General features: G+C 61.2%; 13 protein-coding genes, 1 tRNA gene and 1 pseudogene. 7 read left to right on the top strand and 8 right to left on the bottom strand.

Annotated elements, in window-relative coordinates; genetic code table 11:
• Nucleotides 1-56 precede the first annotated feature (56 nt).
• Nucleotides 57-1184 (bottom strand): sugar ABC transporter substrate-binding protein, encoded by a 1128-nt coding sequence (locus A3A9_RS0124745; RefSeq protein ID WP_027061178.1) that lies wholly within the window; start codon nt 1182-1184, stop codon nt 57-59.
• Nucleotides 1185-1404: 220 nt separating this feature from the next.
• Here A3A9_RS0124745 and A3A9_RS0124740 point away from each other — a divergent pair, with 220 nt between their 5' ends.
• From A3A9_RS0124740 to A3A9_RS41295, 3 genes and pseudogenes are all read left to right on the top strand, one after another.
• Nucleotides 1405-2085, top strand: coding sequence for a GntR family transcriptional regulator (locus A3A9_RS0124740; RefSeq protein ID WP_027061177.1), 681 nt, complete (start codon nt 1405-1407; stop codon nt 2083-2085).
• A 143-nt stretch (nt 2086-2228) separates the two neighbouring features.
• A pseudogene (locus tag A3A9_RS46525) lies at nt 2229-2429 on the top strand (FAD-dependent oxidoreductase); the annotation flags it as partial.
• An 86-nt stretch (nt 2430-2515) separates the two neighbouring features.
• Complete coding sequence (locus A3A9_RS41295) at nt 2516-3370, top strand: NAD(P)/FAD-dependent oxidoreductase (protein WP_051371110.1); 855 nt, start codon at nt 2516-2518, stop codon at nt 3368-3370.
• 31 nt (nt 3371-3401) lie between these two features.
• Here the strand turns inward: A3A9_RS41295 and A3A9_RS0124730 are convergent, their stop codons facing one another.
• Together A3A9_RS0124730 and tig are read right to left on the bottom strand one after the other, a co-directional pair.
• On the bottom strand, nt 3402-3926 hold the full coding sequence (locus A3A9_RS0124730) for a hypothetical protein (RefSeq protein ID WP_027061176.1): 525 nt from the start codon (nt 3924-3926) through the stop codon (nt 3402-3404).
• 163 nt (nt 3927-4089) lie between these two features.
• The gene (gene tig, locus A3A9_RS0124725; RefSeq protein ID WP_027061175.1) at nt 4090-5568 is read right to left on the bottom strand and encodes a trigger factor; all 1479 of its coding nucleotides are present in this window, start codon (nt 5566-5568) and stop codon (nt 4090-4092) included.
• A 378-nt stretch (nt 5569-5946) separates the two neighbouring features.
• Here tig and A3A9_RS0124720 point away from each other — a divergent pair.
• Nucleotides 5947-6029: transfer RNA gene (locus tag A3A9_RS0124720), tRNA-Leu, on the top strand.
• A gap of 20 nt (nt 6030-6049) precedes the next feature.
• Here A3A9_RS0124720 and A3A9_RS0124715 read toward each other — a convergent pair.
• Together A3A9_RS0124715 and A3A9_RS0124710 are read right to left on the bottom strand one after the other, a co-directional pair.
• Nucleotides 6050-6634, bottom strand: coding sequence for a GDYXXLXY domain-containing protein (locus A3A9_RS0124715; RefSeq protein ID WP_027061174.1), 585 nt, complete (start codon nt 6632-6634; stop codon nt 6050-6052).
• Nucleotides 6631-7749, bottom strand: coding sequence for a DUF2157 domain-containing protein (locus tag A3A9_RS0124710; RefSeq protein WP_027061173.1), 1119 nt, complete (start codon nt 7747-7749; stop codon nt 6631-6633). Before A3A9_RS0124710 ends, A3A9_RS0124715 begins: the two co-directional genes overlap by 4 nt.
• 235 nt (nt 7750-7984) lie before the next feature.
• Here A3A9_RS0124710 and A3A9_RS42885 point away from each other — a divergent pair, with 235 nt between their 5' ends.
• The 3 genes from A3A9_RS42885 to trmFO all read left to right on the top strand — a co-directional run bounded on the left by A3A9_RS42885 (nt 7985) and on the right by trmFO (nt 10318).
• Entirely contained in the window at nt 7985-8125 is a 141-nt protein-coding gene (locus A3A9_RS42885; protein WP_013531315.1) for a DUF1127 domain-containing protein, read from the top strand.
• A 49-nt stretch (nt 8126-8174) separates the two neighbouring features.
• On the top strand, nt 8175-8315 hold the full coding sequence (locus tag A3A9_RS42880; RefSeq protein WP_019858543.1) for a DUF1127 domain-containing protein: 141 nt from the start codon (nt 8175-8177) through the stop codon (nt 8313-8315).
• A gap of 590 nt (nt 8316-8905) precedes the next feature.
• Nucleotides 8906-10318 (top strand): methylenetetrahydrofolate--tRNA-(uracil(54)-C(5))-methyltransferase (FADH(2)-oxidizing) TrmFO, encoded by a 1413-nt coding sequence (gene trmFO / locus A3A9_RS0124695; protein WP_027061172.1) that lies wholly within the window; start codon nt 8906-8908, stop codon nt 10316-10318.
• An 8-nt stretch (nt 10319-10326) separates the two neighbouring features.
• On the opposite strand, the gene A3A9_RS0124690 is transcribed toward trmFO, so the two are convergent.
• From A3A9_RS0124690 to A3A9_RS0124680, 3 genes are all read right to left on the bottom strand, one after another.
• Nucleotides 10327-12408 (bottom strand): hypothetical protein, encoded by a 2082-nt coding sequence (locus A3A9_RS0124690; RefSeq protein WP_027061171.1) that lies wholly within the window; start codon nt 12406-12408, stop codon nt 10327-10329.
• 171 nt (nt 12409-12579) lie between these two features.
• Entirely contained in the window at nt 12580-13521 is a 942-nt protein-coding gene (locus tag A3A9_RS0124685; RefSeq protein WP_027061170.1) for a sterol desaturase family protein, read from the bottom strand.
• Nucleotides 13521-13955 carry a hypothetical protein gene (locus A3A9_RS0124680; protein ID WP_027061169.1) on the bottom strand — a complete coding sequence of 145 codons (435 nt, stop codon included), beginning with the start codon at nt 13953-13955 and terminating at the stop codon, nt 13521-13523. The genes A3A9_RS0124685 and A3A9_RS0124680 overlap by 1 nt, the downstream gene beginning before the upstream one ends.
• Between the last annotated feature and the right edge of the window lie 14 nt (nt 13956-13969).

Raw genomic sequence — 13969 nt, 5'->3', positions numbered from 1 at the left:
GATCGACGATGCGCGGACAAGACGTCAGCGCATCGTCGCGATGCGGCTTGAGAGGCTCAGTTCTCCGGTTGTCCGACAAGCGCCGCGTTGAGGCCGATCTCCGGCGTCTGATCCGAAAAGATCGAGGCGAACCAGCCGGGGTTGGAAACCAGTGACGGCTTGAAGACGTTGCAGCCGGCCTTCATCTCCGCCCAGGTGCCTTCATCGCAGAGCTTGATCGTCTCATTGGTGACGATCGGCAGCGGCAGGATCGTGGTCTTCGGCACGTCCTTGCCCTCGATCGCCTCGACGGCAAGTTTCAGCGCCAGCGCCCCGGAATAAGGTGGCGATGCATAGGAAATGCGTTGTGCGCCCGCCGGTGCATAGGGCGGAGCCGCACCTTCGACTTCGGTGCCCGCCGGCAGCATCTGGATGCGGCCGCCATTGGAGCCTTCGCCGGCGCAAGGCAGGAGTTCACTGGTCTTCTTGCCGGCCTCGAGCTGCATCGAGTTGGCGGTGAAGCAGCCGACCTGCATCCACAGCCCGTTGATATCGCCCCAGTTGCGCGTAGCGAGGATCTTGGAGAGTTCGGTGCGGGCGACCGCCTGGCTCCACATGCCGACAGCCTCTCCGACAATCTTGATGTCAGGGTATTTGGCAAAGACTTCCTTGGCGGCCTTGGTGCGCTGATCGTCGACGGAAGTACCGGGAACACCGGTGATGGCGATGATGTTGCCCTTGCCGTTGAGCTTCTTGACCAGCCATTCGGCGGTCACCCTGCCCGCTTCCAGCTGATCGATATGGACATTGTAGGCACAAGGTTCGGTGATCTCGGCGTCATAGGCAAAGACCTTCACCCCCTTGTCGCAGGCATTCTTCACCACCTGATTGAGCGCGGTCGGCGAGATCGGATAGACAACGATCGCCTCGGCGCCGCTTTGCACCATGGCATTGATCTGCTGGATCTGGCGCTGCGCGTTGGGCCCGGCGACCTGGACCTGCAGGTCGACCTTGTCGGCAAGGCTCTTGTGCGCGGCCATGGCCTTGACCATGTTTGCCGCCTCCGCCTGCCAATCATTGCCGATATAGCTCATGCTGAGAAAAATCTTGTGCTTTTCGGCGGCTTGCGCGGCCGATATGCCAAAGGCGCAAGCGGCCATGCCCGCCAGCAGCGCGAGCCGCCGGACTTTCGATCCGATACCCATGTGAATTCCTCCCGATACGAACGACCGAATGCCTCCCGAAGGCACGAAACGTAGCCCTCGCCATCCGATGTCGGTGACCGTATCAGCATTTGATCAAAGATCAATGATAAAATAGCTTGACGGCAGAGCGGCAGGCGCGGACGCTTGACGCGACAGCCGGAACCCTGCATTCCGGATACGGGTTGTCGCGCAGGACTTTGCGCGGGGAGGTTGATGGGAGATGGCTGGAGCGGCGTTCAGGAAACCTGGTGTCGAGATCGTGCCCCTGTCCAGGGAAACCCTGCAGGACAGGGTCTATCGCCATGTCACCGAATTGATCCTCGACGGCAGCATCGTGCCGGGCGAGATGGTGACGGTGCAAAGCTTGGCCGACGCCTTCGGCGTCAGCCCGATGCCGGTCCGGGAAGCATTGCGGCGGCTGACCGCGGCCAATGCCTTGATGGTTGTTTCAGGCCGCTCGATCGGCATTCCCGCACTCAGCCGCGCGCGCCTCGTCGACCTCCGGAATGTCCGCTTCGAGATCGAAGCGATCGCCGCCGCCTGGGCGGCCGAGCGCATCGGCGATGAGGGCATTGCGCAACTCGGCCAGCATTTGGTAGCACTCGAACAAGCCAATGCGGCGGGAGACGTCAAATCCTATCTCAGAGCCAACTACGCCTTTCATTTCTCCATCTACCGGGCGGCGGGCTCCGAAAACATCCTCAACATCATCGAGAATTTATGGCTGCAGATCAGCCCCTATTTCAACATGCTGCATGATTCAGGGAACTATTCGACCGCCAACGAACACCACCAGGAGATGTTCGCCGCGCTGCGAAATCGCGATGCTGAGGCGGTGCGGATCGCGGTCCGCGCCGACATCGACGCGGCTTTCGACGTGCTGGTCGACCTGCTCAAATAGAACTGCAAAGCCGGATAAAATAATCGTGTGCCTCCGCTCATATTGAAGTGAGCCGACCGCACTTCCCCCGCATGCGATAGTCACGACCACATATCCGAGAAGGACTCGATAAAAATGACCACACAGGCCACCGCGCTGAAATCGTGATCGTCGGGGGCGGTATCTATGGTGCGAGTCTCGCCTACGAACTGGCGCAGGCCGGCAAGACCGTTACGCTGCTTGAGGCCGACGATATCGCGGCCGGCGCATCGGGCGGCTCCGGTGAACGGGGCGTGCGTGCAAACAGCCGCGACTTGCGCGAACTGCCGATGGCGACCGTCAGCTTTCCGCTCTGGGCTAGATATCAGGAACAATTCGAAGACGGCGTTGGCTACCGCAGGATCGGCGGGCTTCATCTCTTCAACATCCCCATGGCGCCCATGAGCATGAAGTGCGCGGCAGCATGGAAGCCATGGCCATGGTGCAGAACGCGCTCGGCGTTCCCGCCCAGCTTCTCAACCGGGACGAAACGCTGGAACGTGAGCCGGAACTGTCGGGCGATCTTATCGGTTCCGTCTATTGCCCGAATGACGGCGTGTGCGATCACACCTTCGCCACGCTGGCATTCGCCAAACAGGCGCGCAAGGCTGGAGCGAACCTGCGTACCGGCGCACGCGTCACCGAAATCCTCCACGACAAAGGGAGCGCAACGGGGGTCAGGCTGGCGAGTGGTGAAGTCGTGCCAGTTGGCGAGAATCTCGTTCTCCTGGCCAACAGCGGCGTGCTGCCGCTGCTGAAACCGATCCTCCAGCAGCAAGAGATCATGCCCGTCATCACCCAGATGCCGCAGATGATGTTCGTCACCAACCCGCACGGCAAAAAGATCAATCACCTCCTGGGTCATGCCCACCGCACGCTGTCGGTGAAGCAGCTCCAGGATGGAACGCTGATGCTTTCAGGCGGTCAGAGTGTCGCCCATACGCCGGAGGGCCGATGGAAGGGATCGCTCAGTTCGACAGCGCTCGGCCTCACCAATGCCATCGCGACCTTGCCCTTCATCGACGAGTCCTCCTTCCTCAAGGTCGATGCATCCCGTATCGAGAGTTGCACGGTTGACGGCATCCCGATCGTCGACACGCCGGCTGCCTTGCACAACACCATCTATGGGTTTGCCTGGACCGTCCATGGCTTTGCCATCGCCCTTGGCTTCACCAAATACCTGACCGACTGGATCGTCGGCGGTGAGAAGCCGCAAGCGCTTGAGGTCTTTTCGGGAAAACGGTTTCAGGGGCCGCTGGCCAACTGATGCATGCCGCCTGAAGCGCCACGAAATCTGATCAGGGTGGATTCGTCCGGCATGTCCCGGCAATCTGCGTGACCGCCCCTTCAAGCCCGGCAAGATCGAAATCTGCCTGGCCGCGCCCTGACAACAATCCGAACCGCCAGGAAAGTGACAGCTCGCTCGCGGAGACAAGGCGCTTGATGCCGTCGCCGCCGTCGCGCACCAGAACCCTGCCGCGCGGACCGACAGACCAGCTTTCATCAAACTTGCCGCCACCATTGACAGTGACCGACATGGTGATCTTGCGGCTGGCCGAAACCGCGTCATTCAATTCCAGCCACTCGGTCCAGCGCGGTTCGCCGGCCGCCCGACAGGCAATGGTCAGCACAGGGCTGTAGCTCAACGCCCCGCCGCCGGTGATCAGTTTGTTGGTGGCATGAAGCGACGCGGTGACCAGGCCGTCATCGCCCGTGCCGAAGCGCCAGTCGCCGGCAATCGCGTCGGCGTGGGCAAGATCACAGGTAAAGGCCAGAACGAGCGCCAGGGCGACAGCACGCCCCGTTTCGAAGAATAAGCTCAACGCCCCCTCCAGGAACCATACGGTTTGCAGCACAAGCGCAGATAATGATCAACGCATGGTGTCGCCAAGTACCGCCTGCCGCGAAGGCAACCGGCTGTTGCAGTTTCGCAACGAAAAAGGCCGCCTCAAGGGCGGCCTTCGTCGATTTCGTCAATTCGGGAGCTTATTCGGCGTCCTTGGCGGCCTTCTTCTTCGGCGCAGCCTTTTTCTTCGGCTCTTCCGTCTCGTCCTCGCTCGCCTTGGCCTCAGCCTTCTTGGCCGCGGCCTTCTTCGCCGGCTTGGCCTTATCAGTGGTTTCGGCTTCCTCGTCGTCGGCCATCAGCTCTTCCTTGCTGACCTTGACGTCGGTGACCGAGATCTGGCCGAGCAGGTGGTCGACCACCTTTTCCTCGAACATCGGCGCCCGCAGCGCATTCAGCGCCTCGGGGTTGCTGCGGTAGAACTCGAAAGCTTCCTGCTGCTGGTTGGCCGGGAAGCGGCGAACCTGCTCGAACAGGCCGCGCTGCAGTTCCTCGTCCGATACGGTGACGCCGGCCTTCTCGCCGATCTCGGCCAGCACCAGGCCGAGGCGCACGCGGCGCTCGGCAAGACGCAGATATTCGGCGCGGGCTTCCTCTTCCGTTGTCTCTTCGTCGGCGAAGGTACGGCCGGCGGCTTCCAGGTCGCGATTGACCTGCGCCCAGATGTTGTTGAACTCGGCTTCGATCAGCTTCGACGGCGCCTCGAACGAATAGGCCGCGTCGAGCTGGTCAAGCAGCTGGCGCTTGACCTTCTGGCGCGTCATCGAGCCGAACTGGTTCTCGATCTGGCCGCGCACCACGTCACGCAGACGCTCCAGCGATTCCAGGCCGAGGTTCTTGGCGGTCTCGTCGTTGATTTCAAGCGCGCCGGGCTGGGAGACTTCCTTGACGGTGACGTCGAAGGTCGCTTCCTTGCCGGCCAGATGCGCCGCCTGGTAGTTTTCGGGGAAGGTCACGGTGACCTGCTTCTCGTCGCCGGCCTTGCTGCCGACCAGCTGGTCCTCGAAGCCGGGGATGAACTCCTTGGAGCCCAGCACCAGCGGCTGGTCGGTACCGGCGCCGCCGGCAAAGGCCTCGCCGTCGATCTTGCCGACATAGTCGATGCTGACGCGGTCGCCTTCGGCGGCCTTGCCGGTCTTCGGCTCGTAGCTGCGTGCCGATTCGGCAACGCGCTTGACCTGGTCGTCGATCTCGGCATCCGGCACCTCGAACACCTGGCGCGTCACCTTGATGTCGGAGAAATCCTTGATCTCGATCGCCGGAATGACCTCGTAGTTGAGGCGGAATTCGAAGTCGGTGCCGCCGGCCAGGATCTTCTCGGCTTCCTTCTCGTCCTCGGTCATGATGACTTCGGGCTGCATGGCAGCTTTCTCGCCGCGGCCCGTGATGATCGAACGGGTCGAATCGTTGAGGATCTCGTTGACCACTTCGGCCATGAACGACTTGCCGTAGACCTTGCGCAGGTGCTGCACCGGCACCTTGCCGGGACGGAAGCCGTTGATGCGGACCTTGTTCCTGGCGTCCGACAGCCGCGCCATCAGCTTGGCTTCCATGTCACCCGCCGGCACGGTGATCTTGATCTCGCGCTTGAGACCGGAGTTGAGCGTTTCGGTGACCTGCATCGTAAAACCTTTGTTTTCACCAATGAGACTGCCACGGCCTCTGCCGTTTACAGCCTGCCGGTATAATCTTGCCGGGAATGGCTTTTGGTACGGAACCTGGCGATTTGACCGGAAATACGGCTCAAACTCTCCCAAACTGCGTTCCAAAATGTGAATAAGTTCTTGTTTTTCCTACTTCTTATCACATCTTGTAGAAGCGGATCGTCGCGTCCCGTCACATTTGACACGCCTTTTGTCACAGGCGAGGCTAATTTTCAACAGTCTTCGCGTTTAGGCGAATAACCAACATTTTTGGTCATGACCCGACGTTTTGGACCTGACCCGACATCTTGAACCTGACATTGACAGAATGATGGCTACATGGGATTGCCGGGGCATGCGGGTATGGCGGAACTGGTAGACGCACCAGATTTAGGTTCTGGCGAGAGATCGTGGGGGTTCGAGTCCCTCTACCCGCACCAACGACCATGATTCATCATGGCTAATAAAGCGGCTCCTCGAACAGCGTCTTGTCACCATCGACCAGCGCCTTGATCTGCGCGGTCCCGTCGGCGGCCAGCGCCAGCTTTATTCCGAACGGCCGCACGCGCATGTCGTTCTGGATCGCCATCCCCGCGCCCTCCGGGAGATAGAAGCGTTCGATGCCGTAGTCCGGTGCGATCGACGCTCCCTCGCTGCGAAGGTCCCAGCCCTCCGCGACATGGCCTGATATGTCCGCCTCGTCGGCAGCCGCCAGCGCTGGCGCCTTGCCGAACCAGGCAATGGTTGGCGTCCAGTAGCCGTCGGCGCCCTTCTTCAGTCTGACGACAATCGAGGTGTCGTCGCTGGAGAGTTTATCGGCGGGAATGTTGGCGATCATCTTCACCGGTATGCGCGAAATGTCGTAGCCGAGGGTGATGTAATCGCCGCGCAGCAGGTCGCGCGGATCGACGGGTTCGATCTTCAACAGCACTTCCTTGCCGTTGCGCAGGATCGCCGCCCGGCCGGCTATGATCCAGCTGAGGAAACCTATCTGGACGATCGCCAGCACCAGCGCCGAGAGTACAAGCCTCTTTCCGGTCATCATGCCGTGGCTCCCGTTCTGGCTGGACCCTTCATGCGTTTTTCGACGCGGATGATGACGACCGCAAGGATGCCGAGCAGCACCGCGGCGGCAAGGAAGAAGCCGGCCGTGTCGAGCATCGATTGCAAGGTCACGACATAGATGATGGCAAGTTCGAAGGCGAAGCCGAGATAGGCAAGCCAGCGCAACCCGCGGCTCTCTCGCCCCGCTAGCACGATAGCGGCGACGATGCCGGCGAGCGCTATGACCGAGGCGATGGTGAAACCGCTGTCGTAGGTGCTTTTGTCGGCCAGTTCGAACTGGATGATGGCGAGGCCGGTGAGAAAGCCGAGCAGCGCGTGCAGGGGTAAGCGCCCGCCAAGCTGCAAGATCCTGTCGACCGGCTCTGGCGCAAAGACGCCAGCCGCGAAGAGCACGATGGAGACAATGACCAGGGGGATCGCCACCGGCAGCGTGGCGTGATTCATCGCCAACAGCACGAGATAGAAGAGCAGCGACAGGATGATCAGGTGCCGCGCAGCCTGGCTGCGGGTCCAGAACGAGACGGCAAACAACACAACCGCCATGACGACGAAAGCATGCGGAACCTCGCTGCGACTATAATAATCGAACCCCTTCAGGAACAGCCAGGCGTCAGCGATACCGACCGCTGCGACGGTCAGCGGGTTCGACCGCAGCGCCACCGCCGCCAGCGCCGTGCCAGCGCCCCAGGTGACGAGCGCCGAAGCCTCGTCGCCCGACAGATGATACATCTGGCCGATCAGCGCGATCGAACCACCGAAAGCCGCCGCCACCACGACCCACAACGCTTCGCCGATCGCAGCATGGTCACGTGTTTTCAGCACCGCGCCGCCGACATAGCCGCCAAGGATGACAATAAAGAGTGCCGCCACGCGCGCCAGGCGCGGGATCGCATCCCAGTTAGCAGCGACGAAGATCAGGATAGCCGCGCCAAACAGCAGCGCCGCCATCATCGCCAGGATGGAACCGAAGCTGAGCGATTGGCGCGCGTTGGCCTCGATGTCACGCGTCAGGGAATCGGCTGTCGCGGCGTCGATCAGGCCTGCCTGCAGCCAGCGCGCAATATCCGACCTCACTCGTGACGAATAGCCCGCCATTCCGCGTCTCCCCCAGTCTGGTCTTTTTTCAGCCGAACCAGCCAAACCGTTGACGTGACGGCACTTTCCGATTCTGGCTTCTTTATGTCAGGTCCGTGAAGGCGCGTTAATGTTGCATTGCACAATTTGCATTGCTGCCATGCAGCCATAGCGCTTTTAAATCGATATAGGCCCGCCTATTTATGGTTCGTACACAAACGGAATGATCCGCAAGAAAGACGAAACGAGAACTACCATGAACCTGATCCGCAACTACCGCAACTGGCGCCGCTACAGGGACACCGTGTCCGAGCTGAGCCGCCTGAGCAACCGTGAACTGACCGACCTCGGCATCAGCCGCAGCGACATTCCTTACGTCGCTCGCAAGGCGGTCTAATTTTTCGGGCCGCGAATGGTCCGAACAAGTTTCTGAAAAGAGAACGACAATGAACCTGATCCGCAACTATCGTAACTGGCGCGTTTATCGCGAGACGGTTACCGAGCTGGGTCGCCTTTCGAACCGTCAGCTGCATGATCTCGGTATCGTCCGCGACGAAATCAAGATCATCGCCCGCCGGGCGATCTAACTGAATTTCACTGGGGTCGACCTCCTCCCCGACCTCCAGCGAACGGTCAGCCCTTATCCTCCTCCCGAGGGTTGACCACCAAAACGGCGCCCGCCGCACCTCCTCCCGCGGCGGGCGCTGTTTCCCCGGAGCAAAAAGAGTTTGCTCCGGAGCAAAATGAACTTTGCTCCAAAGGGTTTCGCCCCTTTTCAAAACGCGAAAGAGATTTCGTCAAAGCCGACCTCCTCCCCGGCGATGACGAATAGGCCCAACCTTCACCTCCTCCCGAGGGTTGGCCACAAAAACGGCACCCGCCGCACCTCCTCCCGCGGCGGGCGCTGTTTCCCCGGGGCAAACGAATTTTGCTCCAAAAGGGTTTCGCCCCTTTCCAAAACGCGAAAGAGATTTCGTCAAAGCCGACCTCCTCCCCGGCAATGACGAATACGGTTGACCTTCACCTCCTCCCGAGGGTCGACCCCAAAAACGACACCCGCCGGACCTCCTCCCCCGGCGGGTGTTGTTGTTTTCTGGGCAGGCTTTCCAGATCAGACGTTCCGGTTAACGCCGCGCGACAATTGCAATCGCGGCGCTAAGCGATTATTCCGGCGCTCATGAGCAAAAACCCTATCCACATCATCGGCGGCGGTCTCGCCGGTTCCGAAGCCGCATGGCAGGCGGCGCAAGCGGGCGTTCCCGTTGTGCTGCATGAAATGCGCCCGGTTCGCGGCACCGATGCCCACAAGACCGATAGCCTGGCCGAGCTCGTCTGTTCCAACTCCTTCCGCTCGGATGACGCCGAAAACAATGCGGTCGGCCTGCTGCATGCCGAGATGCGATTGGCCGGCTCGTTGATCATGAGCGCTGGGGACGCCAACCAGGTGCCGGCCGGCGGCGCGCTGGCCGTCGACCGCGACGGCTTCTCCGAAGCGGTGACGAAAAGGCTGGAAGCCCACCCGCTGATCACCATCCAGCGCGAGGAAGTGCCAGGTCTGCCGCCGGCGGAATGGGACCAGGCGATCATCGCCACCGGTCCGCTGACGGCGCCTTCGCTTGCCCAGTCCATCGCCGAGGCGACCGGCGCCGATGCGCTGGCCTTCTTCGACGCCATCGCCCCGATCATCCATTTCGACACGATCGACATGGACATTTGCTGGTTCCAGTCGCGCTACGACAAGGTCGGGCCCGGCGGCACCGGCAAGGACTACATCAACTGTCCCCTGGACAAGGAGCAGTATCTGGCCTTCGTGCAGGGGCTGGTCGACGGCCAGAAGACCGAGTTCAAGCAGTGGGAAGGCACGCCCTATTTCGACGGCTGCCTGCCGATCGAGATAATGGCCGAGCGCGGCGTCGAGACGCTGCGCTACGGGCCGATGAAGCCGATGGGGCTGACCAATGCGCACAACCCGACAGTCAAGGCCTATGCCATTGTCCAACTGCGGCAGGACAATGCGCTGGGTACGCTCTACAACATGGTCGGCTTCCAGACCAAACTAAAGCATGCCGAGCAGGTGCGCGTATTCCGCACCATTCCGGGCCTGGAAAGCGCCGATTTCGCTCGGCTGGGCGGCCTGCACCGCAACACCTACATCAATTCGCCGACCTTGCTCGACGCCTCGCTGCAGCTGAAGTCGCGCCCCGGTCTGCGCTTTGCCGGCCAGATCACCGGCTGCGAGGGCTACGTCGAAAGTGCTGCGATCGGCCTGCTCGCCGGCCGCTTCGCCGCAGCCGAGCGGCTCGGCCACGCGCCGTCGCTGCCGCCGCTCACCACGGCCTTCGGCGCGCTGCTCAACCACATCACCGGCGGCCACATTGTTTCGGACGATGAACCGGGCAAGCGCTCGTTTCAGCCGATGAACGTGAACTTCGGCCTGTTCCCGCCGGTGGAAGCGGTAAAGGTCGAAGGCAAACGCCTGCGCGGCAAGGACAAGACGGTTGCCAAGCGGCACGCCATCACATCGCGCGCGCTGGACGATTGCCGGCAATGGCTAGGCTTGCCGACGCCGGCAGCGCAAGCCGCCGAGTAGAATCCAGCTCAATGCGGCCGCACGTCCGCGACCGTTGGCTGCGGTAGATTGAGCATCGTGCTCGCCGTCGCGAACACTGCGTCGGCGATGTGGGAATGGCCTTCCGCGGTGGGATGGAACGGGCCGCCCAAGCAAACCTCGATCAGATCGAGCAAGGCCCATTGCGACGGCGGCGGTGGCGTGCCGCTGGCCTTGGATTGCACGAACAGACAGATGTCGTTGATGGTGCGGAACCAGCGCTCGCGAGGCGCGTATGCACGTGTGTCGCGGGATGCTTTGAAGTCGGTGTCGCGATAGGCGGAAAACGGTTCGAAATCAAACCAGGTCTCCCGTCCCGACCCGTCGAGATAGTAGTAGGGCAGCATCAGACTCTCGGCGGCTGTAACGCCTCCTGACTGCCGCTTTTGCGCACATATGCCGTGCTTCGCGAAAACCTCACGCTGTGCATCGACAAAATGCCAGTTCCCGGCGCGAGCGGCATCGCGTGTTGCGGGGTAGAGAACATTGTTGGCAAAATCGCTGACCGGACGCAGCGTCGGCACGTCGATCGACAGCACGCCACCGGCGTTGAAGCCTTCCAGCCTTGCACGCGGAGTGGCTTCGCCGCAGAGCCTTCCATTCTCGTCGAACTCTATCTTCGGGAACGCGGTCAGCACGATGTTGGGCATTCCACCATTGGTCGCGATCGGAAGCGGCGCCAGCGCTTTGCGCAGGGCGGCAAAGCGGGCGGGCAGCTCCAACGCCCGCTGACGCGCAGTGGCAACATCATGGGCCTTTGCCACCCGCGCGACAGTCCGGATGACCGAAGCACCAAGCGCCTCTGCCCGGATCTTGGTATTGAGGTTCGCGTATGGCGGCCTCGTCTTGGTCAAAACGTCCACGATCAGTGGTGTAAAGCCGACATCGTTTCCGCCGATAGATACGATCAACATGTCTATCGGTCGCAAGAACCGGCCGGGCTTGCAGTCCAAGAGCTTGGCGCTGCGCAATGTACGTCCCTGCTCATCGGTCAGCGGCGTATCAAAGTTGACAGTGCGCGTTGCCTGAGTGCGTAGAAGATCATCCCGGCACAACTCGACCATCAAACGGTCGATCTGCGGCAAATCCCGACGCTGTCGGCCGCCTGGAGAAAAGTAGGAGCTATTGACCGTCTCAACGCCGGCATAAGGAAACAACAGCCCTTCCGTCACTTCGGCGCCGGAGCACGCGAAGCCCAGAAATGTGACCGCGCTGTGCTTGGGATCGGCAAGCGCGACCTGCAGCGCCGTGCGCAGATGGTAGCTATAGGCCGAACGATGACATTTGCGGTCGAGCCAGCCCGCCGGCACATTCTGAAAGCGGACAGGCAGCGAGTAGGCCGGGACGGATTTGATCGCCTGAGTATCGGGGTCGTAGACGAAAGAGAGGTTGAGGTGCTTTCGCTTCGACAATGGATCGATCTCGACCGGCGTATCGGGATTGCCCTCCCCCGACGAAAAACTGTCGCCTATGCCGGCAATGAGCCGGTCGCGAACCCAGATGGCGGGTTGTGACAGCTTTGTACCGTCGGGCAGATTTACCGAGACATCGACACCACGTGCCGCTTCGGGGATGTCTGGTTCGAAGGGAATGCGCGCTTTCACGTTCGCGGCGCAGGGTTGTTCCGCTGTCGCCGAAAGCTGCCCGCGCCCAGCGATGAAGATCGGCCGCGCTGCCTCCCATCGGCAAATGCCCGAAGGCGCGTCGGTCACCGTGAAGAGCACTGTATGGCCTTGCGGGCGCACATAGTCGGTGCGAAGGGCTGTTCCAAAGCTGTCGCTGGTGCAGGACGAATGCCACTGTTCGCGACTATCCCAGCAGGTGGAGCGGCGAAGATTGATCGGATTGGCCCAGCCACGCTCGGGCCGGCCCGAGCCGTTTGGATTTGGATAAAGCCCTGTGTCCTGCTTGTACCATTCACGAAGCCAGCGCGGATCGTTGAGCAGTCGCTCAAGATCGGAAACCGCCGTAGCCGTGAAGGCGCCGCCATGCGTCGTCATGACTTCGGCCATGGCCTCGCGCTGCATGTCGAAATCGGTGGTTTCGGTGAAATACCGGAATGGATGCTCCACCCTCCAATCAATAGCTGGCGTCGCGTAAGCCAAATTCGATATCAATAAAAACAGGCAAGTGATTACAAGACGAAGCATGATCACCACCATAAAATATGACGGCAAATTTTAGTACTTTGACTTCATCGTGTCAAACCAGCAAAAAGATCGACTTTTACTTTAATCCACCACCTACCCACTCGGTGCAAGCGGCAGCCCCGGCTTCCCCGCCTCACCCGGATTTCGCCTGACATAGGCCGCCTTCAGGCTCTCCGATGTGTCGCGCGAACCGTCATGGCTCCAACCGGGCGGCTTGATCAGGTAATTCAGGCGATCACCGAGCGAAAGACCCGGCGCAAAGGCATCCCTGAACATGCCAATCCACTCGTGGAACGCCACTTTCAGCGGGTTGAAGGTGCCGAGATTCTTGACGATGCCGTAGCGCGGCCGGTCCTCTTCCAACTCCTCGACGAAGGTGCCGAACATGCGGTCCCAGATGATCAGCGTGCCGGCATAATTGGCGTCGAGATAGCGCGGATTAGTGGCGTGGTGGACGCGGTGGTGCGAGGGCGTGTTGAAGATGAATTCGAACCAGCCCCACATCTTGCCGATGGTCTCGGTGTGGATCCAGAACTGCCAGACCAGATTGAAGCCGAAGGTGAAGGCGATCACCGCCGGATGGAAGCCGAGCAGCACCAGCGGCGCCTGCAGCACGAACATGAAGGTGAACAGGCCGGTCCAGCTTTGCCGCAGCGCCGTCGACAGATTGTAGTGCTGGCTGGAGTGATGGTTGACGTGCTCAGCCCACACCCAGCGCACCCGGTGCGCGATGCGGTGATAGACATAGTATCGCAAATCATCGAGCAGGAAGGCGACCAGGAACACCCAGACCGACAGCCCGAGATTGAAGAAACGGAATTGCCACAGCCACAGCAGTGCCCAGTAGGAGACGACGCCGAGCAGCAGCCCCGCAACGACATTGCCGGTGCCCATCATCAGGCTGGTCAGCGTGTCGCGCGTCTCGAACGAGCCCCTGGCGCGGCCGGTGCGCACGAGCCAGAGCTCGATCAGGATCGCTGCGACGAAGAACGGAATGGCCAGCTGGGTGACCTGCGGAAAATCATAGCTGTCCATCACGCGGCCTCCCTGGCGGCATCTGAGTGGCGTGCTTCAAGAGCCTTCAGCAAGGCCTGCGCATCGCCGGCATTGGCGAAGCGGAAGCGGCCGCCCTTCCAGCTGAAGTCCGCCAGCCGCAGCAGAATTGTGTTCGTCTCGTCAGAATTGGACGCTGAGACGTCCGCAGCAGTGACGACACGCGTCAAGAAACAGTCGCCGACGCTGTGAACGATGCCGACACGCCCTCGTCCAAGGTCCAGGAATGCCGTCCTGGCGTCTGCCGTCAGGCGGACTGTCGCGGCCATCTCATCAGGGTAATCCTCGGCGAAACGGCTCAGAGCCTGATCGCGATCGGCCAGCGTCGCCGTCTTGCTGCCGCCGGTGAAATGCACCGCGGCGACCGACAGCGCAATGCCAAGGGCGACGATCGCGACCAGCAAAGGCAAGCTCATGGACGGGTATCTCC

Source organism: Mesorhizobium loti CJ3sym (assembly GCF_000472785.1).
In the GTDB taxonomy this organism is placed as follows: domain Bacteria; phylum Pseudomonadota; class Alphaproteobacteria; order Rhizobiales; family Rhizobiaceae; genus Mesorhizobium; species Mesorhizobium loti_E.
This window is presented reverse-complemented; position numbering and strand designations above follow the sequence as displayed.

What these genes read in the sequence shown, in the direction of transcription:
- A3A9_RS0124680 (WP_027061169.1), bottom strand. Translation starts at nt 13,955, where the DNA reads ATGAGCTTGCCTTTGCTGGTCGCGATCGTCGCCCTTGGCATTGCGCTG.
- tig (WP_027061175.1), bottom strand. Translation starts at nt 5,568, where the DNA reads ATGCAGGTCACCGAAACGCTCAACTCCGGTCTCAAGCGCGAGATCAAG.
- A3A9_RS0124740 (WP_027061177.1), top strand. Translation starts at nt 1,405, where the DNA reads ATGGCTGGAGCGGCGTTCAGGAAACCTGGTGTCGAGATCGTGCCCCTG.
- A3A9_RS0124745 (WP_027061178.1), bottom strand. Translation starts at nt 1,184, where the DNA reads ATGGGTATCGGATCGAAAGTCCGGCGGCTCGCGCTGCTGGCGGGCATG.
- A3A9_RS0124710 (WP_027061173.1), bottom strand. Translation starts at nt 7,749, where the DNA reads ATGGCGGGCTATTCGTCACGAGTGAGGTCGGATATTGCGCGCTGGCTG.
- A3A9_RS0124685 (WP_027061170.1), bottom strand. Translation starts at nt 13,521, where the DNA reads ATGGACAGCTATGATTTTCCGCAGGTCACCCAGCTGGCCATTCCGTTC.
- A3A9_RS42880 (WP_019858543.1), top strand. Translation starts at nt 8,175, where the DNA reads ATGAACCTGATCCGCAACTATCGTAACTGGCGCGTTTATCGCGAGACG.
- A3A9_RS42885 (WP_013531315.1), top strand. Translation starts at nt 7,985, where the DNA reads ATGAACCTGATCCGCAACTACCGCAACTGGCGCCGCTACAGGGACACC.
- A3A9_RS0124715 (WP_027061174.1), bottom strand. Translation starts at nt 6,634, where the DNA reads ATGATGACCGGAAAGAGGCTTGTACTCTCGGCGCTGGTGCTGGCGATC.
- trmFO (WP_027061172.1), top strand. Translation starts at nt 8,906, where the DNA reads ATGAGCAAAAACCCTATCCACATCATCGGCGGCGGTCTCGCCGGTTCC.